Consider the following 18,918-nt stretch of genomic DNA (forward strand, 5'->3'; position numbering starts at 1 on the left):
CGAGTGATCATGTTCAAGCGAAGTACCTTTCCCCTGGGGGGCGCCGCACTGTGCGGCGCCCTGCTCGTCAGCGGCTGCGCCAACCAGTTGTCCCAGCGCAGCGACCACGAGGAGCGCGTCGAGCGCAAACTGCTCGAGCACACCCTGCAGATCGATGTCGGCGAGCCGAAGGTGATGGAGCTTCCGCAACGACGTGTGCGCGTGCATGAGCAGAAGCGCTTCGAAGTCACCGAATTCGAAGTCACCCGCAGCTATGACCGCTATACGCCTTACCAGCCCTGGCGGGAGATCTACGAGATCCCGCTGGGTGCGGTGGCCGTGGTGGCAGGCGTGGGTGCCAACGTGGTCAATGTCTTCGCCCTGGGCAACCTCCCGGAAAGCATCACCCACGACTGGCTCAGCTACGGCGTGGACGGGCTCAACCCGTTCATGAACGTGCCGTCCAACGGCCGTGCCCAGCAGAACCTGGCCGGGATCAGCGAAGTGCAGAAAGGCAAGCGCGAGGAATCTACCAGCGTGCCCTGGAGCGAACGCCTGGTCGAGGTCAAGGCCGGCAAGATGACCCACGAGCTGACCACCGACAGGAACGGCGTGCTACGCCTGAACCTGCTCGACAGCCCGTTCTCCGAGCAGAACCTCAACCACATCGGTACCCTGCACCTGCAGGTGCTGGACGAGGACAACGCGGTACGTGGCGATGCCAGCCTGCTGGTCAGCGCCACCCTGCGCAACAAACTGCTCGAGGCCCATGAACTGATCTTCGATGACCTCGAAGATGACGATGTCGGCCAATGGGTTCACCGGGTCAAGCGCTTGTCCGAACTCGGCCTGGAAGAAGAAGCCAGTGAAATGGAACAGAGCCTGATCGAACTGACCCGCAACGATCCGGAGTTGCAGCAGGAGTTTCTGCAGTCGCTGACCAAGGCCACTGGCCGGTTGGTGGCCGACCCGGGCGCGCAGTAACACGTTGGGGCTGCCATGCAGCCCCTTCATTTCGGCGGGAACAGCTCCAACTGCTCATGCGCCCCGCGCAAGTCGCGCAACCTCACGCCTATCCCCAGCAAGCGCACCGGCTTGCCACCACGGGCAAACGCCTGCCCCAGCAATTGTCGATAACTCTCCAGGTCCCTGCCCGCCCCCGCCTGCTCCATGGTGGTCTGGCTGAAGTCATGGAACTTGACCTTGACGAAGGGCTTTTCCGGCCGGTAACTGCTGTCCATGCGGGCGATACGCTCGTTCAGGCTCTCCAGAAGTTCGGGCAGCCGTGCCAGGCAACTGGCCAGGTCCGGCAGGTCGGTGTCGTAGGTGTTTTCCACGCTGACCGACTGCCGGCGACTGTCATTGTGCACGGCACGCTCATCGACACCCCGTGCCAGCCCCCACAAACGCTCGCCAAAGCTGCCGAACTCGCGCACCAGTGCCAGACGCGACCATTCGCGCAGCTCCAGGCAGGTTTCGATACCCAACCGCGCCAGCTTGTCTGCCGTTACCTTGCCCACCCCGTGCAACCTGGCCACCGGCAGGGCGGCGACGAATGCCTCCACTTCGCCCGGGGTAATCACGAACAGGCCATTGGGCTTGCGCCAGTCACTGGCGATCTTGGCCAGGAACTTGTTTGGCGCCACACCGGCCGAGACAGTGATATGCAGGGTGCGGGCGACACGGCGGCGGATATCCTCGGCAATGCGCGTGGCGCTGCCCGAGTACCACTGGCTGTCACTTACATCCAGGTAGGCCTCGTCCAGCGACAGCGGCTCGATCAGCTCGGTGTAGTCACGGAAGATCGTGTGGATTTCCCGCGAGGCTTCACGGTAGGCCTCGAAGCGCGGCTTGACGATCAGCAGGTCCGGGCACAGCTTCAGCGCGTGCCGCGACGACATGGCAGACCGCACGCCGTAGGCCCGCGCTTCATAGTTGCAGGTGGCGATCACCCCACGGCGGTCGGCCGAGCCCCCCACCGCCATGGGCCGCCCGGCCAGGCGCGGGTCGTCACGCATTTCGATCGCGGCATAGAAGCAATCGCAGTCGACGTGGATGATCTTGCGCAAGGACATGGATGACCGTCAGCACTGTAAATTCATACAGATAGTATCGCATGCGCCCTCGGGTATGCAGCCTGTGCGCGACATTGCTCGATAATCGGCCTGAAAGCCCCGTCGCGCCTGAGCTGCGAGCCATATACAGACGCTAAGAGTTTGAACAGGAAAGGTTTTTTCAGAAAAAAGCTTGACACCCGCGGGTAAATCCGTAGAATTCGATCTCACAGGCGCGGGATGGAGCAGCCTGGTAGCTCGTCGGGCTCATAACCCGAAGGTCGTCGGTTCAAATCCGGCTCCCGCAACCAGATTCGAGAAAAGGCCACTGTTAACCCAGTGGCCTTTTTCTTTGCGTCAAATAATGCGCTGATAGAAATTTCAAAAAAATCAACGACTAGCGCTTGACACCCATTCTGGAAACTGTAGAATGCGCACCACTGACGCGGGATGGAGCAGCCTGGTAGCTCGTCGGGCTCATAACCCGAAGGTCGTCGGTTCAAATCCGGCTCCCGCAACCATATTCGTCAGAACAAACCCCGCCTGTTTAACAGCAGCGCGGGGTTTGTTGCTTCTCCCCTCCTGCTTTTCGTCGCCCCCGATTCTCCCGTCCTCCAGCCAACCCGCAGGCTTGAGAGGTCATGCCCAGGATGAACTATCTTTAACCCTGCCAGGCCGCTGAAAGCGCTCGAGGCCGGAGTAACATTGGATACGTTTTTCCTAAGGGACTTTCACTTGGCCACACCTTTCCCTCACCTCGCGCTGCATGCCCGGGGCAATCCATGACTTCGCACAATCCCGAATCCCCGGTGCCGCTTGCCACAACGCTGCCTGGCGCCGCCCAACGTTTGCCCTTGCTGGAGCGTCTGAGCCGTTACCGCCAGCCCATCGGCCTGGTAGTTACCCTGGTGTTGTTCACCATGGCCTTGGTCGCCTGTCGCCACCTGTTGAGCGAGCTGGACATCTATGCCTTGCACGATGCCATGCTCAGCGTGCCTACCCAGTCGTTACTTGGCGCCTTGCTGGCAACTGTGCTCGGTTTCGTGATTCTGCTCGGTTACGAGTGGTCGGCCAGCCGCTATGCCGGCGTGAAACTGCCCGCGAGCAGCCTGGTGCTGGGCGGCTTCAGCGCTTTTGCCATAGGCAACGCCATCGGCCTGTCGATGCTTTCGGGCGGTTCGGTGCGCTATCGCCTGTATGCGCGCCAAGGGGTTGGCGCAGGTGAAGTTGCACGGATGACCGTTTTTGCCAGCCTGTCACTGGGCTGCGCGCTACCGCCCCTGGCCGCCTTGGCGACCTTGAGCGACCTGCCGGCGGCCTCGGCCGCACTGGGTTTGGCGCCAGGCTTGCTGGCGGGTATCGCCATAGCGGTGTTGCTGGTGTGCAGCGTGCTGGTGTTCGGCCTGTACCGCCGACGCCTGGCTGAACAGCCACTGGCCAACAACCTGCTGGTACAACTGGGCCGCCGCACGCTGCGCCTGCCGGGCGCACACCTGGCGGCCCTGCAATTGCTGATCACCGCACTGGATGTCGCCGCTGCCGCCACCGTGCTGTATCTGCTGCTGCCCGAAGCACCGCCATTCGGTGCCTTTATCCTGGTGTACCTGCTGGCCTTGGCCGCAGGTGTGCTCAGCCACGTACCGGGCGGCGTCGGGGTATTCGAAGCCATACTACTGGCGGCTTTTGCCGACCAACTTGGCGCGGCGCCGCTGGCAGCGGCACTGCTGCTGTATCGGCTGATCTACGTGGTGCTGCCGCTGCTGCTGGCCTGCGCGCTGCTGCTGGCCAACGAGGCCCGGCGCCTGCTGTTCGCGCAACAGGCTATCAAGGCCGCTTCCGGGCTGGCTGCACCGATCCTTTCGATCCTGGTCTTCCTGTCCGGGGTGGTGCTGCTGTTCTCCGGTGCCACGCCCGAAATCGACACCCGCCTGGAGCACATGGGTTTCCTGGTTCCGCACCGCCTGATCGATGCTTCGCATTTTGGCGCCAGCCTGATCGGCGTGCTGTGCCTGCTGCTGGCCCAAGGCCTGCGCCGGCGCCTGTCCGCCGCCTGGCTGCTGACCACCGTGCTGTTGCTGGTCGGTGCCCTGCTGTCGCTGCTCAAGGGCTTCGATTGGGAAGAGGCCTGCTTGCTGACCCTCACTGCCGCCCTGCTCGCTCTGTTCCGCCGTTCCTTCTACCGCCCCAGCCGTTTGCTCGAGTTGCCGTTCTCGCCGGTGTTTCTGGTAGCCAGCGCCTGTGTGGTCGGCGCATCGGTTTGGTTGTTGCTGTTCGCCTACCAGGATGTTCCCTACAGCCATCAGCTGTGGTGGCAGTTCACCCTCGATGCCGATGCCCCGCGTGGTCTGCGCGCCGCCATGGGCAGCGCCTTGCTGCTGGCGGCCGTGGCCCTGACCTGGCTGCTGCGTACCGCACCACCGGTGATCCACTTGCCTGACGAAGAAGAGCTGCTGCGTGCCAACCGCATTCTGCTGGCATCCGACCAGCCAGATGGCGGCCTGGCGCTGACCGGTGACAAGGCGCTGCTGTTCCACCCTGGCAACAACGCCTTCCTCATGTACGCCCGTCGCGGTCGCAGCTTGGTAGCCCTGTACGACCCGATCGGCCCGGCCCAGGAGCGCGCCGAGATGATCTGGCAGTTCCGTGACCTGTGCGACCTGCACCATGCCCGCCCGGTGTTCTATCAGGTGCGCGCCGAGAACCTGCCGTTCTACATGGACATCGGCCTGACTGCGCTGAAGCTGGGTGAAGAAGCCCGGGTCGACTTGCGCCGTTTCGATCTCGAAGCCAAGGGCAAGGAAATGAAGGACCTGCGCTACACCTGGAACCGTGGCGGCCGTGACGGCCTGAGCCTGGAAATCCACGAACCCGGGCATGCCCCGCTGGCAGAGCTGAAGGAAATTTCCGACGCCTGGCTTGGCGGCAAGAACGTGCGCGAGAAAGGCTTCTCGCTGGGGCGCTTCAGCCCTGAATACCTGCAGCATTTTCGCATTGCCCTGATCCGCTTCCAAGGCCGCCCGGTGGCTTTCGCCAACCTGCTGGAAACCCATGGCAAGGAACTGGCCAGCCTCGACCTTATGCGTGCGCACCCCGAGGCCCCGAAGCTGACCATGGAATTCATGATGATCGGCCTGATCTTGCACTACAAAAGCCATGACTACGCCCGCTTCAGCCTGGGCATGGTGCCGCTTTCCGGCCTGCAGCCACGGCGTGGGGCGCCCTTGACCCAACGCCTGGGCTCGATGGTGTTCCGCCGTGGCGAGCAGTTGTACAACTTCCAGGGGCTTCGACGCTTCAAGGACAAGTTCCAACCGGACTGGGAACCCCGTTACATGGCCGTGCCGGCCGGGCTCGACCCGCTGGTGGCACTGGCTGACACCGCCGCCCTGATCGCAGGCGGCCTGACTGGATTGGTGAAACGTTGATGACCCGACGCTTTTGGCTGTACCTGCTGGTTCCCCTGCTGTCGGCTGCCCTGGGAGGCGCGCTGGCGTTCTGGCTATGGACGCGCCCGGCTCCCGAGGCACGCCTGGAACAACTGAGCATCAATGACACCCGCATCACCCGTGTGACCCCAGCCGCGCACCCCAAGGCCCGGGTGGCCATCGGCGTACCCCAGGACCAGGCGCTGACCGACAGGCAGCTGCTGGACCTGGCCCAGGCTGGCGAAGCGCAACTGGTGCAGGTGATCCTGCCGCCCAATGACTGCAGCAAACAACAACAGGCCCTGGACCAGGCCTTGGGCCAGTTACCGGAGAAGCCGACCCTGGTTGCCGGTATCGGCCCTGGCGCCGCCCAGGCTTGGCGCTGGCTGGCCAGCCAGAACAACGACAAGGCGCGGGCGATTTCCGTGGGCTTCAGCCTGGAACAGCCGGGCTGCCAGACAGTGCTGCCGAAGTCGGCCGCCCACGGCCACTGGAACGTCGCCTGGAACGATAACCCGGATGACGCCAGCGCCGCCTTCGTGCGCGACCAGGCCAATGCCGAAACCAGCATCAGTGACTACGACATCCACCTGCCACAAGTGCTCAAGGCCCAACTGACCCAGGCCCTGGTCGGCCACGACGGCAACGCCCTGGCCATTCCGGTAGTCGAGGTGCCAGCCGGGCAGACCACCGACACGGTCACCCTGTTCCTTTCCGGTGATGGCGGCTGGCGAGACCTGGACCGCGACGTGGCCGGGGAAATGGCCAAGCTTGGTTACCCGGTGGTCGGCATCGACACGCTGCGCTACTACTGGCAACACAAGACCCCGGAACAAAGCGCCGCCGACCTGTCCGAGCTGATGCAGCACTACAGACAGAAGTGGGGCACCAAGCGCTTCGTGCTGACCGGCTATTCGTTCGGTGCCGACGTCCTGCCGGCGATCTACAACCGCCTGCCGGCCGAGGACCAGCAGCGTATCGACGCGGTGATGCTGCTGGCCTTTGCACGCAGCGGCAGCTTCGAGATCGAAGTCGAGGGCTGGCTGGGCAAGGAAGGCCAGGAAGCGCCAACCGGGCCGGAAATGGCCAAACTGCCGGCGTCCAAGGTGGTGTGTGTGTATGGCGTGGAAGAAACCGACGAGAGCGGTTGCACCGACAAGACTGCGGTGGGTGAACGCCTGAAGCTGCCGGGGGGGCACCACTTCGACGAAAACTACCCGGCACTGGCCAAGCGCCTGATCGGTGAGATCGAGACGCGCCAGGGCAAGTCGAGTGTGGCTGAGCAGAACTGATAAGGCTTGCGGCCCATTCGCGGGTAAACCCGCTCCCACAGGTACAGCGCAAGCTTTGAAAGCTATGCGCTCCCTGTGGGAGCGGGTACTGCCTTGAAATCTGTGTTGCCCCTCAGATCTCGACCTGGGTCCCCAGCTCGATCACCCGGTTCAGCGGCAGGTTGAAGAAGCGCAAGTTGCCGTTGGCATTCTTCAGCAGGAACGCGAACAGGTTGCCCCGCCAGCGCGACATCCCCTCCAGCCGTGAGGCGATCACGGTCTCGCGGCTGAGGAAGAAGGTGGTGCGCATCGGGCTGAAGTCCAGGTCTTCCAGGTGGCACAGCTTCAACGCCGCCGGCACGTCCGGTTCGTCCATGAAGCCGAAGTGCAGCAACACGCGGAAGAACCCATCGCCATAGGCCTCCACTTCAAAGCGCTCCTGTTCCGGCACGCGTGGCCGGTCCTCGCTGACCACCGTCAACAGCACCATCTGGCTGTGCAGCACCTGGTTATGCAGCATGTTGTGCAACAGCGCATGGGGCACCGCATCGGAGCGTGCCGTGAGGAACACCGCCGTGCCTTCGACCCGGTGCGGAGGCTGAATGCGGATACTGCTGATGAACAGCTGCAGCGGCAGCGCGCCTTCGTCGATGCGCTCCATCAGGATCTGCTTGCCACGCTTCCAGGTGCTCATCAACAGGAACAGCACAGCGCCGGCCAGGACCGGGAAGGCCCCGCCCTGGATGATCTTCGGCACGTTGGCGGCAAAGAACAGCCCATCCACCAACAGGAAACCCATCAGGATCGGCACCGCCAGCACCGGCGGCCACTTCCATAGCAGCAGCATCACCGCCGCAACCAGGATGGTGGTCATCAGCATGGTACCAGTCACAGCCACGCCGTATGCCGCCGCCAGGGCACCGGATGACTCGAAACCGAGCACCAGCAGTACCACGCCGACCATCAGTGTCCAGTTGATCGCACCGATATAGATCTGCCCTTGTTCATCGCTGGAAGTGTGCTGGATCTGCATGCGTGGGATGTAGCCCAGCTGAATGGCCTGGCGGGTCAGGGAGAACGCCCCCGAGATCACCGCCTGCGAAGCGATCACCGTGGCCATGGTAGCCAGGCCGACCATCGGCAGCAGTGCCCAGCCCGGCGCCAGCAGGTAGAACGGGTTACGTGCTGCATCCGGGTCCTGCAGCAGCAACGCGCCCTGGCCAAAGTAGTTGAGCACCAGCGCCGGCAGCACCAGGGCAAACCAGGCCCGAGCGATCGGCTTGCGGCCAAAGTGGCCCATGTCGGCGTACAGCGCCTCGGCACCGGTCAGCGCGAGGACCACCGCGCCGAGAATGGCAACGCCCATCCCGGGGTGAACCACGAAGAAGTTGACCGCCCAGGCCGGGTTGAAAGCCTTGAGCACTTCCGGGCTCTGCGATATGCCGTACACGCCCAGCGAGCCCAGCGCCAGGAACCAGGTGACCATGATCGGGCCAAACAGCTTGCCGATCTTCTCGGTGCCGTGCTTCTGCACCAGGAACAGCGCCACCAGGATCACCAGCGAAATCGGTACAACCCAGTGATCGATACCATCAAACGCCAGGCCCATGCCTTCCACCGCCGACAGCACCGACACCGCCGGCGTGATCATGCTGTCGCCATAGAACAGCGAAGCGCCGATCAACCCGCACACCACCATCAACGTACGCAACCTCGGGTAGGCCGCCGTGGCCCGCCGCGCCAGCGCGGTCAGCGCCATGGTGCCGCCCTCGCCCTGGTTGTCGGCGCGCAGGATGAACATCACGTACTTGAACGACACTACCCATAGCAGCGACCACAGGATCAGCGACAGGATCCCCAGCACGCCGTCATGGTTGACCGGCACTCCGTACCCGCCGCTGAAGACCTCCTTGAGGGTATACAACGGGCTGGTGCCGATATCGCCATAAACCACCCCGACCGCCGCCACGAGCAGGCTCAACGACCGCGTCGCACCCTGCTTCCCCTCGTGCCCGCCCTCGGCGTGACTGCTTGCCTGAACCATCGACCACTCCCGCAGACGGCCTTGCAAGGCCAGTAAAATTCCCGATGCGCCAGGTGATACTGATACCCCCGGCGCAATGGCGCGAAGCATAGCGCAGCGTTCGTCGCATTTCTGCTGGTCAAGCGACCCTGCGCTCGCTAGAATTGCGCACTTTTTGATCAGAGGCGCCAAAAGCGCCCGTCAAGATCGCCCCCGATTCCGGCCGGGCGACCTGCATTCAATACCGAGGTTAGTCATGTCCACCACGCCCGCCACCCCCAAGGTAGGTTTCGTAAGCCTGGGTTGCCCAAAAGCCCTGGTCGATTCCGAGCGCATCCTGACCCAGCTGCGCATGGAAGGCTATGAAGTCGTGCCCACCTACGAGGACGCCGACGTAGTGGTGGTCAACACCTGCGGCTTCATCGACAGCGCCAAGGCCGAGTCGTTGGAAGTGATCGGCGAAGCGATCAAGGAAAACGGCAAGGTCATCGTCACCGGCTGCATGGGTGTCGAGGAAGGCAGCATCCGTGACGTACACCCGAGCGTGCTGTCGGTCACCGGCCCGCAGCAGTACGAGCAGGTGGTCAACGCCGTGCACGAAGTGGTGCCACCACGCCAGGACCACAACCCGCTGATCGACCTGGTGCCACCGCAGGGCGTCAAGCTGACCCCGCGCCATTATGCGTACCTGAAGATCTCCGAAGGCTGCAACCACAGCTGCAGTTTCTGCATCATCCCGTCGATGCGCGGCAAACTGGTCAGCCGCCCGGTCGGCGAAGTGCTGAGCGAGGCCGAGCGCCTGGTCAAGGCCGGGGTCAAGGAGATCCTGGTGATTTCCCAGGACACCAGCGCCTACGGCGTCGACGTCAAGTACAAGACCGACTTCTGGAACGGCCGCCCGGTCAAGACCCGCATGCTCGAGCTGTGCGAAGCCCTGAGCAGCCTGGGTGCCTGGGTACGTCTGCACTACGTGTACCCGTACCCGAACGTCGACGACGTGATCCCGCTGATGGCCGCCGGCAAGATCCTGCCGTACCTGGATATCCCGTTCCAGCACGCCAGCCCGAAAGTGCTCAAGGCCATGAAGCGCCCAGCCTTCGAAGACCGCACCCTGGCACGTATCAAGAACTGGCGCGAGCAGTGCCCGGAGCTGGTGATTCGCTCCACCTTCATCGTCGGCTTCCCGGGCGAGACCGAGGAAGACTTCCAGTACCTGCTGGACTGGCTGACCGAAGCCCAGCTGGACCGCGTGGGCTGCTTCCAGTACTCGCCGGTGGAAGGCGCCCCGGCCAACGACCTGGGCCTGGAAGAAGTGCCGGACGACGTCAAGCAGGACCGCTGGGACCGCTTCATGGCCCACCAGCAGGCCATCAGCGCCGCCCGCCTGCAACTGCGCATCGGCAAGGAAATCGACGTGCTGATCGATGAAGTGGAAGAGCAAGGTTCGGTTGGCCGCAGCTTCTTCGATGCCCCGGAAATCGACGGCAGCGTGTTCATCGATGGCGACCACGGCTTCAAGCCGGGTGACAAGGTACGTTGCCGCGTGGTGGATGCCGACGAATACGACATGTGGGCTGAACCCATCTAACGCAGCAGCTAACTGAAAAGCCCCTGCCCCGCCATTCCCCACAAGGAACTCCCGGGCCAGGGGCTTTTTCGTCAGAACGCGTGAAAAAGCATCAGGCCGCCCTCTGCATCCGGGCTGGCATCCGAGAAGCCTTTGACTGCATAGAGTTGCACTTTCCACTGCTGGTTGAGCTTGTGTGTCAGGAACAGGGTAAGTTCCTTGATCTGCGCGCCCGTCGAGACGACTTTCTGCCGCCAGTCGTAGGAGGCACCCGCCGAAGTACCTGCACCCACGGGCATGGCGAAGCCGAGACTGGCAAATATCGGGTCGTCGAAATCACTGTCGGGCGGGTCGCCGAACTTCTTCCAGCCCAAGGTCGCGAAACCGGTCACCGGGCCAAAGGCCTTGGCGATGTCGACCTGGCCGGTGTAGTCGTATTCACCGGTGCCCAGGCACTGGTCTTCATCGGCAGTGGGGAATTTGACCTTGCCGATCAGGTCCAGCATCAGGCCACCGTCACTGCCGTCGAGCAGGGCGTAACCGGCGCTGGCAACCGTGTCTCCCAGCCCGCTTTCCACATCCCGGCAGCCACCGGGCAAGGGGTCACCATTCGGGCCCACTTCAGGGTTGGTGATGCGCAGCCAGGGCACAGTGACCTTGTAGGTCATTGGGCCGGTTTCATACTTGCCGACCACGGGGATGTACCAGATTTCCGAGGTTGTACCCGTGCCATAGTCGCCACTTGAATAGTCCATACCTATGGCGGCGCTGAAGGTATCGCCCAGGACCGACGCGCTGGCGCATGACAGCAAGCAGGCGAAAAGAGGGAGCGTGGGTCTCATCTGCACCTCGGTATCCCGGACGGGAAGGGTGATCGCACTTACCCAGCCTAGTTGCCTAATGCCCGGATCGCTCTGGATGCTCCACTTTTTCGGCTTTCTCTACTGTCTCGGGTCTTTCGACCTTTTCGACCTTCTCTACTTTCTCGACCTTCTCAACTTTTTCTACCTTCTCGACTTTCTCAGGCTTTTCGATCTTCTCGACCTTCTCGACCTTCTCGACTTTCTCAGGCTTTTCGATCTTCTCGACCTTTTCGGGCTTCTCGGCTTTCTCGATCTTCTCTACTTTTTCTACTTTCTCTACCTTTTCAACCTTCTCTGCTTTTTCAATTTTTTCCACCTTTTCGAGCTCGACCTTCTCTACCCGGTCAGAGCTTCCGCTATTGCTGCTCTCGGGTCGCTCCATGGTGTCGACATGTTCCGACTTTCCGGACTTGTCCACGCGTTCAGTACCGTCCCGACCACTGGAATCGTCAACACCGCCGCGCCCGCTGTGGTCATCACTGCTTTCAATGCGATCACTGGTCGCATCTCGTCCGCCGTGCCCGCTGCCACGCCCCGAATGCCCCCTGTCCGGGTTGTCGGCGCGGCCGTCATCGAACTCCACGCGGGTTGCCCGCAGCTCGTGCTTGCCATTGAACACCCCGCTCACCCGCACACGTTGATCGAGCGCCAATGCCGCGGGCTGCTTGCCGACGATCACGGTACCCTGCCCCAGCGTCACCTTGATGCCTGCCACCACCAGTTGTTGAGCGTGGCTGCGCTGTACCAGCCCCTCGATCACCGCCGTCTGCACACGGCCAGCAAAAGGCAGGCTCGGGTCTGGGCGGGTTTGCGCCACTTCCAGCTGGCGTCCGGTCCACTGCCCACGTACCAGCACTTCCCTCGCAGGTGCCACACGGGTTCCCAGCTTCAGCCCCTGGAGGCTGCCGGCACGGTCTACCGCACCGATGGCACTGGCTTCCCTGAGCCCCGGCGCCCGTTCGATACGGCTGGCTACCACTTCGCCCCTGGCATCGCGCAGGCCACTGACCCTGACCGGATCGCCCGGGCGCAACCCTTCAGCCACCCGCGCCCCTGCAGCTAGCCGCACAGGTTGGCCCATGACCCGCAGGGGGGCCGATGCATTGGGCAGTGCCGTCAGCGGCCCTTCGTAAACGTTGAGGATCGAGATGCGCCCTGCTTGCAGGCCGCGTTTGCCGGCAAATGCCTCAACCGCGACAACCTGGCCGATTGCCAGGTGAGCGCTACTGGCAGGCGCACCGTTTTCACTCACCGGTACGTCCTTGCCAAAGTGCACTTCCAGGCCATTGACGCAGATCGAGGCGAACCCGGTGATGGTGCCGACGATGCCCGTGCCACCGGTACCGCCCGGGCGCAGGATCGGTGCGCCGGTACCACCTGCCCCACCGTGATCGAAGAAGGTGCCGTCCACACCGTCGGCCACCGCACCGGTCCCACCCGTGCCGCCGGGACGCTGCGGCAGCGGCGCACCGGTGCCACCCACTCCGCCGTTTTCGCTGCGTACACCGGTACCACCGACACCGCCCGTCCTGGCCCCGGTACCACCAATACCGCCGGGAAACTGCAAGCCCGCCGCCCCCGCCATACCCACTTCGTCACGGCTGACACATACCGGTGCTGCGGCCACCTCGGCAGGCGCCACCAGGTTCAGCCCGAAACCCAGGACCAGTGTGACCACACTGAGGCAGCGCGTGAGGGAAGTCATGGGTCGGGTGTCTTCGACAAATCGGGGTCGGTAGTTTCAGTGTAGAAATAAAGCCCTACCGTGATGCGCTGACGTTGCTCGGCGCTGGGCACATCGGCATCTTCCAGGTCTGATGCAAGCCGGCTGAAAGCAAGCAGCATCTGCATGCCGTCCTTGTCCACCGCTGCACGCAAATGGTCGACGCTGGCCGGGCTCAAGGCGTCGTAGTGCACACTGCGTTCAAAGAACGGCTGGCCGTCCCCACTCAGGTTGTGCACTGCTGCGCAGGCATGGTCATGCAGGTTGTGCCCAAAGTACGCGGCCTTTTCGTCGAAGCCCTTCTGCGGCACGAATGCCTGGGCCTCCAGGTGGACACAGTCCTTGTCGTCGAGCCGGACGATACCCAGGCGCAACCACTCATCCAGCACCACCCGCCCGCGGATGTCGGTGCTGATCTTCGCCACCAGCGCATCGAAGGAACGATCGCCGCCAACGCTCGCCAGACGCGGCAACGGCAGCGCCTGGCCAGGCTCCGAGCAGAACGGCTTGCCAGTGGTCCACATATTGACCAACTGTGCACCTAACGTAATGTTTGCCGGCAGCGCGGCGAGCGATGTGCCCCCCTCGCTACGCAAACGCCGGACATCCTTGCGATGCACGCCCGTGAGGAGGCTGATGCGGCTGTCGGTCGGCACTGTACCGTCCAGGCGAAACTCGCGATGGGCCACATCGACGAACACTTCCTTGAGCAGGTCGGCGAACATCGTGTAGGTGACCCCTTTGCGCAGCATCAGGCGCACCAGAGGACGCATGACACGCCGCAGTGCGCTTAACATCGAAGGGGGGATGGTAGGCGATTGCATTGAGCGCATTCCTTGACAGATGAACCCAGTATACGACGCGGGAAAAGATCCCACACCAACTGTGACCATATCCCTGACGAGATGAGGGATAGTCGTCGGCGCTCATTGCATTCGCGTTGAGTGGGGCTGCCGTGTATCCGAACCTGGCCTCATACAGGCCCGCCCCGTGGGCGCTGCATGAGACCGTTCAGAGCCAGTCAGCTCCTGCTGTTGTCATCACCCGGTTCGCCACCCAGATGGTCGCCACGATCATCACCAGGTTCGCCACCAACGTGATTGCCGTGGTCATCGCCAGGCTCACCGCCAACATGATTGCCATGATCGTCCCCGGGCTCACCGCCAACGTGATTGCCATGATCGTCACCGGGCTCACCGCCAACGTGATTGCCGTGATCGTCCCCAGGCTCACCGCCAACGTGATTGCCATGATCGTCACCCGCTTCAGCGTGGTTGCCGCTGCGCCCAGAGTTCGAGGAGCCGTCATGGCCGCGTCCACTGTTGCCGGCATGGCCATCTCCATCCCCACCAGCGCCGTGGCCGCCGCCTTCACCGCCATGGCCGCCACCACCACCGCCGTGACCACCACCGCCACCACCGTGGCCACCGCCGCCGCCACCATGGCCTCCACCGCCACCACCGTGGCCACCGCCGCCACCACCGTGACCACCGCCGCCGCCACCATGGCCACCACCCCCCCCACCATGGCCACCGCCGCCACCTCCGTGACCGCCTCCACCACCACCATCCTTGGCGTAGGCGCTGGAGCCATTGGAAATCGAGTCAGGGACCAGAACGATGGAAGTCGACAGCACGCCAGCAACGGCAGCCGCCAATATCGCTTTTTTGAACAGCACATGGATTTGCATATTTCGTCTCCAGGTCGTCGCCGTGAGAAACGCCAAATCAAGCCGGGAATCCTGTGTCAGGTTCTTGCTTTTCAATCTGTGGGAATTTTTCCCACAGAAAATTAATAGACCGCCAAACCCCGAGATTCAAGCAGCGCACGGAGAAGCCGACCGGTGGTTGGCCTGCTATGTTTGCCTTATCGTCATGGAGGAACACCGGCATGCATTCGGTACTGACGCTGCAAACCCCGCGCTTGAGTGACTACGGCGAACTGGTACAGGTGTGGGAAGAATCGGTACGCGCCACCCACGACTTCCTGCCGGATTGCTACATCGTCTTGCTGCGCGACCAGGTGCTGCGTCGCTACCTCGATGCAGTGATGCTGATCTGCTGCAAGGACCGCCAGCGCATCTGCGGCTTCGCCGGGGTCGCCAACGGGCGCGTGGACATGCTGTTCGTCGCACCGGAGTACCGTGGCAAAGGGGTTGGCAAGCGCCTGCTGCACTATGCGATCGACGAACTGAATGCCGAGCGCCTGGACGTCAATGAACAGAACCCGCAAGCCTTGGGCTTCTACCTGCATGAGGGCTTCGAGGTGATCGGCCGTTCGGAAACCGACGGCCTGGGGCAACCCTACCCGCTGCTGCACATGCGCCTGCGCAAAACGGCGTAAATGACACAGATTCCCAGCCCCTCTGCCGCGCGGGCAGGTACAATGCAGGTCTTTCCCTGCCTTTGCGAATTGCCGTCATGTCCGAACCCGTCCGCCTGTCCAAACGCCTTATCGAGCAGCTTGGCTGCTCCCGCCGCGAGGCCGAGCTGTATATCGAGGGCGGCTGGGTCACGGTCGATGGCGTGGTGGTCGAGCAACCGCAGTTCAAGGTCGAGCAGCAGCGCGTCGAACTGCTGCCGGGTGCCCGTGCCGAAACGCTGGAACCGGTAACCCTGCTGCTGAACCAGCCGGCCAGCGTGGACAGCGAGACCGCCCGCGCCAGCATGAACATGAGCAACCTCAGCGAAGCCCACCGCGAAGGCGTGCGCGCACTGCACGGGCATTTTGCCCGGCAGGCCTGCGTGGCGCCGCTGGAGCGCGGTGCCAGCGGCCTGCAGGTATTCACCCAGGACTGGCGGGTAACCCGCAAGATCGACGCCGACCTGCGCCGCCTGGAACAGGAATTCATCGTTGAAGTGCGCGGCGAGACCACGCCCCAGGCGCTGGAACGCCTGGCGCGCGGCGCCACCCGCAATGACCGCGAGCTGCCTAAAGCCAAGGCCAGCTGGCAGAACGAGACCCACCTGCGCATGGCCCTGAAAAACCCGCAGCCCGGGCAGATCGCCGAGCTGTGCGCCTACCTGCGCCTGGAGCTGGTAGGCATGCGCCGCATTCGCCTGGGTGGCGTATCGATGGGCAAGTTGCCCCTGGGCCAGTGGCGCTACCTGGCCACTACCGAACGTTTCTAAGCAATACGCCGCGCCACAGGTGCGGCACCTGAACAGGATTCTGCAACAATGAACCACAACGACGTCCTGCGCAGCCTGCGCTACATGCTCAAGGTGAATGACGCCAAGATGGCCGAAATCATCGGGCTATCCGGCCTCGACGTGCATCCACTGGTGCTGGCCACCTACCTGAAGAAGGAGGACGAGGAAGGCTTCGTGCGTTGCCCGGAACGGGTCATGGCGCACTTTCTCGACGGCTTGGTGATCCACCGTCGCGGCAAGGATGACAGCCGCCCGCCGCAGCCGATCGAGCTGCCGGTAACCAACAACCTCATCCTCAAGAAGCTGCGGGTGGCCTTCGAGCTCAAGGAAGATGACCTGCATGCGATCCTCAAGTCGGTCAATTTCCCGGTCAGCAAGCCCGAGCTCAGCGCACTGTTCCGCAAGGCCGGCCATGACAACTACCGCCCGTGCGGCGACCAGTTGCTGCGCAACTTCCTCAAGGGCCTGACCCTGCGCGTGCGCGGCTGATTGGCCATGCAGCATACGGTTACCCCGGTCGGCATCATCCGCTCCTGTTTCAAGGAAAAGTTCGCCATCCCGCGCCAGCCGCAACTGGCGCCCGCCGCACGAGGCGTGCTCGAGCTGCTGCCGCCGTTCGACCAGGGCGATGCGGTCGAGGGGCTGGAACAGGTCAGCCATGTCTGGCTGCTGTTCCTGTTCCACCAGGCACTGGAAGACAAACCCCGCCTGAAGGTGCGGCCACCGCGCCTGGGTGGCAACAAGAGCATGGGTGTGTTCGCCACCCGCGCCACTCACCGGCCCAATGGCATCGGCCAGTCGGTGGTGCGCCTGGAAGGCATGGAGCCAGGGCGCCTGCTGCTGTCTGGGATCGACCTGCTCGACGGTACGCCGGTGCTGGATATCAAACCGTATGTGCCGTACGCCGATAGCATCCCTGGCGCCAGCAACCAGATGGCCAGCCAAGCGCCTGTCGCGATCGCCGTTCAGTGGGTCGACAACGCCCTGCCCCAGGCCCGCGAACATGCACTGCGCCTGGGTGAACCGCTGGTGGAGCTGATCGAGCAGTGCCTGGCGCAGGACCCACGGCCGGCCTACCAGATGCCGCCGGCCGAGCGGGTGTATGGGGTGAAGTTCTGGGATGTGCAGGTAAGGTGGCATTACCCGCAGTCGGACGTGATCCGGGTACTGGAGGTAGTGAAAGATTGAGGATCACAGGCCCGGCCCTATCGCCGGGCCTGAAAGCACAATAATCACCCACAAAAAAGGCGACCCTCTGGTCGCCTTTTTCGTTTTACCGCAACGCTATCAACGAGCCGGGCCTTCAGCCACGCCCAGGTCGTCGGTCGGACGGGTATCGACCAGCGGCGCACCACCGGAGGCCAGCTCCGATGCCAGCTTGTCGTTGTCCATTTCCTTCACCCACTTGGCCACGACCACGGTGGCAACGGCGTTGCCAACCAGGTTGGTCAGCGCGCGGGCTTCGGACATGAAGCGGTCGATGCCGAGGATCAGCGCCAGGCCGGCAACCGGCAGGTGGCCAACGGCCGACAGGGTGGCGGCCAGGACGATGAAGCCCGAACCGGTAACACCGGCAGCACCTTTGGAAGCCACCAACAGCACCAGCAGCAAGGTGATCTGGTGAGTGATGTCCATGGTGGTGTCAGTGGCCTGGGCGATGAACACCGCAGCCATGGTCAGGTAGATCGAGGTGCCATCGAGGTTGAACGAGTAACCGGTCGGGATCACCAGGCCAACCACCGACTTCTTCGCACCCAGGCGCTCCATCTTGGCCAGCATGCGTGGCAGGGCCGACTCCGAGGACGAAGTGCCCAGCACGATCAGCAGTTCTTCACGGATGTAGCGGATCAGCTTGAGGACACTGAAGCCGTGGGCGCGGCAGATACCGCCCAGCACCACCAGCACGAACAGCAGGCAGGTGATGTAGAAGCAGGCCATCAGGTAGCCCAGTTGCACCAGCGAGCCAACGCCGTACTGGCCGATGGTGAAGGCCATTGCACCGAAGGCACCGACCGGGGCCAGTTTCATGATCATGTTGATGATGTTGAACATGACATGGGCGAAGCGGTCGATCATGTCCAGCACCGGCTTGCCATAGCTGCCCAGGCGGTGCAGGGCGAAGCCGAACAGCACGGAGAACATCAGCACTTGCAGGATGTCGCCGTTGGCGAAGGCGCCGACCACGGTGTTCGGGATGACGTTAAGCAGGAAGCCGACAGTGGTCTGCTGCGCGCCGGCGGCGGCGTAGGCAGCCACGCTGCTGGCGTTCAAGGTGCTGACATCGATGTGCATGCCAGCGCCCGGCTTGACCACGTTGACAACGACGAGGCCGATGATCAGGGCGACCGTGGAGACGATTTCGAAGTACAGCAGCGCGTAGCCGCCGGTCTTGCCGACCGACTTCATGCTCTGCATGCCGGCGATGCCGCTGACCACGGTGCAGAAGATGATCGGGGCGATGACCATCTTGATCAGTTTGACGAAGCCGTCCCCCAAGGGTTTGAGGGCGACGCCCGTCTCCGGATAGTAGTGGCCGAGCAGGATACCGATGGTGATGGCGACCAACACCTGGACATACAGGGATTTGTACAGCGGCTGACGTGTCGTCATGGCTAATTTTCCTCAAGTGTGCCGGTTCACCCTTCCCAGGGCGATGGGGCACCTGAATCGCTAACCCTCCTGCACCCGGAGGGATTTGTCGTTGTGTTCGAGCTGCCTGGGCAGGCCTCTGCGAGGATCAATAGCAAGGGTGGTGCCAAAATGCCCACGAAGGGTGCAAGTGCCGTATTTGCGAGGGATAAACGCCCAACGACGGGGCGAATTGCCTGAGGAAGGCTGGCGGATTTCCGCCCGGTGGCGGG

The 18,918-nt window shown here is 63.1% G+C and carries 15 protein-coding genes and 2 tRNA genes; 10 read left to right on the plus strand and 7 right to left on the minus strand.

What is annotated here, in order from left to right:
* The first annotated feature begins 9 nt into the window (after positions 1 to 9).
* Positions 10 to 963 carry a hypothetical protein gene (locus E5221_RS21970; RefSeq protein WP_247846442.1) on the plus strand — a complete coding sequence of 318 codons (954 nt, stop codon included), beginning with the start codon at positions 10 to 12 and terminating at the stop codon, positions 961 to 963.
* A gap of 26 nt (positions 964 to 989) precedes the next feature.
* Here the strand turns inward: E5221_RS21970 and dinB are convergent, their stop codons facing one another.
* Positions 990 to 2,048: a DNA polymerase IV gene (gene dinB, locus E5221_RS21975; RefSeq protein WP_247847758.1), complete on the minus strand. Its 1,059-nt coding sequence runs from the start codon at positions 2,046 to 2,048 to the stop codon at positions 990 to 992.
* A gap of 219 nt (positions 2,049 to 2,267) precedes the next feature.
* Between dinB and E5221_RS21980 the strand changes: the two genes are divergently transcribed.
* The 4 genes from E5221_RS21980 to E5221_RS21995 all read left to right on the plus strand — a co-directional run bounded on the left by E5221_RS21980 (position 2,268) and on the right by E5221_RS21995 (position 6,750).
* Positions 2,268 to 2,344, plus strand: a tRNA-Met gene (locus tag E5221_RS21980).
* A 133-nt stretch (positions 2,345 to 2,477) separates the two neighbouring features.
* A tRNA-Met gene (locus E5221_RS21985) sits at positions 2,478 to 2,554 on the plus strand.
* A gap of 261 nt (positions 2,555 to 2,815) precedes the next feature.
* Positions 2,816 to 5,458 (plus strand): bifunctional lysylphosphatidylglycerol flippase/synthetase MprF, encoded by a 2,643-nt coding sequence (gene mprF / locus E5221_RS21990; protein WP_247846443.1) that lies wholly within the window; start codon positions 2,816 to 2,818, stop codon positions 5,456 to 5,458.
* Positions 5,458 to 6,750, plus strand: coding sequence for an AcvB/VirJ family lysyl-phosphatidylglycerol hydrolase (locus E5221_RS21995; protein WP_247846445.1), 1,293 nt, complete (start codon positions 5,458 to 5,460; stop codon positions 6,748 to 6,750). The genes mprF and E5221_RS21995 overlap by 1 nt, the downstream gene beginning before the upstream one ends.
* A gap of 112 nt (positions 6,751 to 6,862) precedes the next feature.
* Here the strand turns inward: E5221_RS21995 and E5221_RS22000 are convergent, their stop codons facing one another.
* Positions 6,863 to 8,773, minus strand: a complete 1,911-nt coding sequence (locus tag E5221_RS22000) for a potassium transporter Kup (RefSeq protein ID WP_247846446.1) — start codon at positions 8,771 to 8,773, stop codon at positions 6,863 to 6,865.
* Positions 8,774 to 9,008: 235 nt separating this feature from the next.
* On the opposite strand from E5221_RS22000, the gene rimO reads away from it, so the two are divergent.
* A complete protein-coding gene (gene rimO / locus E5221_RS22005) occupies positions 9,009 to 10,340 on the plus strand; it encodes a 30S ribosomal protein S12 methylthiotransferase RimO (protein WP_013973825.1) in 1,332 nt (443 codons plus the stop codon).
* A 71-nt stretch (positions 10,341 to 10,411) separates the two neighbouring features.
* Here the strand turns inward: rimO and E5221_RS22010 are convergent, their stop codons facing one another.
* The 4 genes from E5221_RS22010 to E5221_RS22025 all read right to left on the minus strand — a co-directional run bounded on the left by E5221_RS22010 (position 10,412) and on the right by E5221_RS22025 (position 14,595).
* Positions 10,412 to 11,161 (minus strand): hypothetical protein, encoded by a 750-nt coding sequence (locus E5221_RS22010; protein ID WP_247846448.1) that lies wholly within the window; start codon positions 11,159 to 11,161, stop codon positions 10,412 to 10,414.
* A gap of 55 nt (positions 11,162 to 11,216) precedes the next feature.
* The gene (locus E5221_RS22015; protein ID WP_247846449.1) at positions 11,217 to 12,887 is read right to left on the minus strand and encodes a DUF5666 domain-containing protein; all 1,671 of its coding nucleotides are present in this window, start codon (positions 12,885 to 12,887) and stop codon (positions 11,217 to 11,219) included.
* Complete coding sequence (locus E5221_RS22020) at positions 12,884 to 13,729, minus strand: DUF6502 family protein (RefSeq protein WP_182329232.1); 846 nt, start codon at positions 13,727 to 13,729, stop codon at positions 12,884 to 12,886. Before E5221_RS22020 ends, E5221_RS22015 begins: the two co-directional genes overlap by 4 nt.
* Positions 13,730 to 13,926: 197 nt before the next feature.
* On the minus strand, positions 13,927 to 14,595 hold the full coding sequence (locus E5221_RS22025; protein WP_247846450.1) for a hypothetical protein: 669 nt from the start codon (positions 14,593 to 14,595) through the stop codon (positions 13,927 to 13,929).
* Between the two features lie 200 nt (positions 14,596 to 14,795).
* Between E5221_RS22025 and E5221_RS22030 the strand changes: the two genes are divergently transcribed.
* From E5221_RS22030 to tsaA, 4 genes are all read left to right on the plus strand, one after another.
* Positions 14,796 to 15,248 carry a GNAT family N-acetyltransferase gene (locus tag E5221_RS22030; RefSeq protein WP_247846452.1) on the plus strand — a complete coding sequence of 151 codons (453 nt, stop codon included), beginning with the start codon at positions 14,796 to 14,798 and terminating at the stop codon, positions 15,246 to 15,248.
* Between the two features lie 77 nt (positions 15,249 to 15,325).
* Positions 15,326 to 16,036 carry an rRNA pseudouridine synthase gene (locus E5221_RS22035; protein WP_013973831.1) on the plus strand — a complete coding sequence of 237 codons (711 nt, stop codon included), beginning with the start codon at positions 15,326 to 15,328 and terminating at the stop codon, positions 16,034 to 16,036.
* Between the two features lie 48 nt (positions 16,037 to 16,084).
* Positions 16,085 to 16,546, plus strand: a complete 462-nt coding sequence (locus E5221_RS22040; RefSeq protein ID WP_013973832.1) for a DUF1456 family protein — start codon at positions 16,085 to 16,087, stop codon at positions 16,544 to 16,546.
* 6 nt (positions 16,547 to 16,552) lie between these two features.
* Positions 16,553 to 17,245 carry a tRNA (N6-threonylcarbamoyladenosine(37)-N6)-methyltransferase TrmO gene (tsaA, locus tag E5221_RS22045; protein ID WP_182329236.1) on the plus strand — a complete coding sequence of 231 codons (693 nt, stop codon included), beginning with the start codon at positions 16,553 to 16,555 and terminating at the stop codon, positions 17,243 to 17,245.
* Between the two features lie 99 nt (positions 17,246 to 17,344).
* Here the strand turns inward: tsaA and E5221_RS22050 are convergent, their stop codons facing one another.
* Positions 17,345 to 18,667, minus strand: coding sequence for a dicarboxylate/amino acid:cation symporter (locus tag E5221_RS22050; protein WP_013973834.1), 1,323 nt, complete (start codon positions 18,665 to 18,667; stop codon positions 17,345 to 17,347).
* Positions 18,668 to 18,918: the final 251 nt, after the last annotated feature.

This window comes from Pseudomonas sp. A2 (assembly GCF_023100865.1).
Classification (GTDB): Bacteria; Pseudomonadota; Gammaproteobacteria; order Pseudomonadales; family Pseudomonadaceae; genus Aquipseudomonas; species Aquipseudomonas asiatica.

Bases quoted from the DNA above. Each gene is read 5' to 3' on its own strand.
- E5221_RS21970 (WP_247846442.1), top strand. From the start codon at position 10: ATGTTCAAGCGAAGTACCTTTCCCCTGGGGGGCGCCGCACTGTGCGGC.
- mprF (WP_247846443.1), top strand. From the start codon at position 2,816: ATGACTTCGCACAATCCCGAATCCCCGGTGCCGCTTGCCACAACGCTG.
- E5221_RS21995 (WP_247846445.1), top strand. From the start codon at position 5,458: ATGACCCGACGCTTTTGGCTGTACCTGCTGGTTCCCCTGCTGTCGGCT.
- E5221_RS22000 (WP_247846446.1), bottom strand. From the start codon at position 8,773: ATGGTTCAGGCAAGCAGTCACGCCGAGGGCGGGCACGAGGGGAAGCAG.
- rimO (WP_013973825.1), top strand. From the start codon at position 9,009: ATGTCCACCACGCCCGCCACCCCCAAGGTAGGTTTCGTAAGCCTGGGT.
- E5221_RS22010 (WP_247846448.1), bottom strand. From the start codon at position 11,161: ATGAGACCCACGCTCCCTCTTTTCGCCTGCTTGCTGTCATGCGCCAGC.
- E5221_RS22015 (WP_247846449.1), bottom strand. From the start codon at position 12,887: ATGACTTCCCTCACGCGCTGCCTCAGTGTGGTCACACTGGTCCTGGGT.
- E5221_RS22020 (WP_182329232.1), bottom strand. From the start codon at position 13,729: ATGCAATCGCCTACCATCCCCCCTTCGATGTTAAGCGCACTGCGGCGT.
- E5221_RS22025 (WP_247846450.1), bottom strand. From the start codon at position 14,595: ATGCAAATCCATGTGCTGTTCAAAAAAGCGATATTGGCGGCTGCCGTT.
- E5221_RS22030 (WP_247846452.1), top strand. From the start codon at position 14,796: ATGCATTCGGTACTGACGCTGCAAACCCCGCGCTTGAGTGACTACGGC.
- E5221_RS22035 (WP_013973831.1), top strand. From the start codon at position 15,326: ATGTCCGAACCCGTCCGCCTGTCCAAACGCCTTATCGAGCAGCTTGGC.
- E5221_RS22040 (WP_013973832.1), top strand. From the start codon at position 16,085: ATGAACCACAACGACGTCCTGCGCAGCCTGCGCTACATGCTCAAGGTG.
- tsaA (WP_182329236.1), top strand. From the start codon at position 16,553: ATGCAGCATACGGTTACCCCGGTCGGCATCATCCGCTCCTGTTTCAAG.
- E5221_RS22050 (WP_013973834.1), bottom strand. From the start codon at position 18,667: ATGACGACACGTCAGCCGCTGTACAAATCCCTGTATGTCCAGGTGTTG.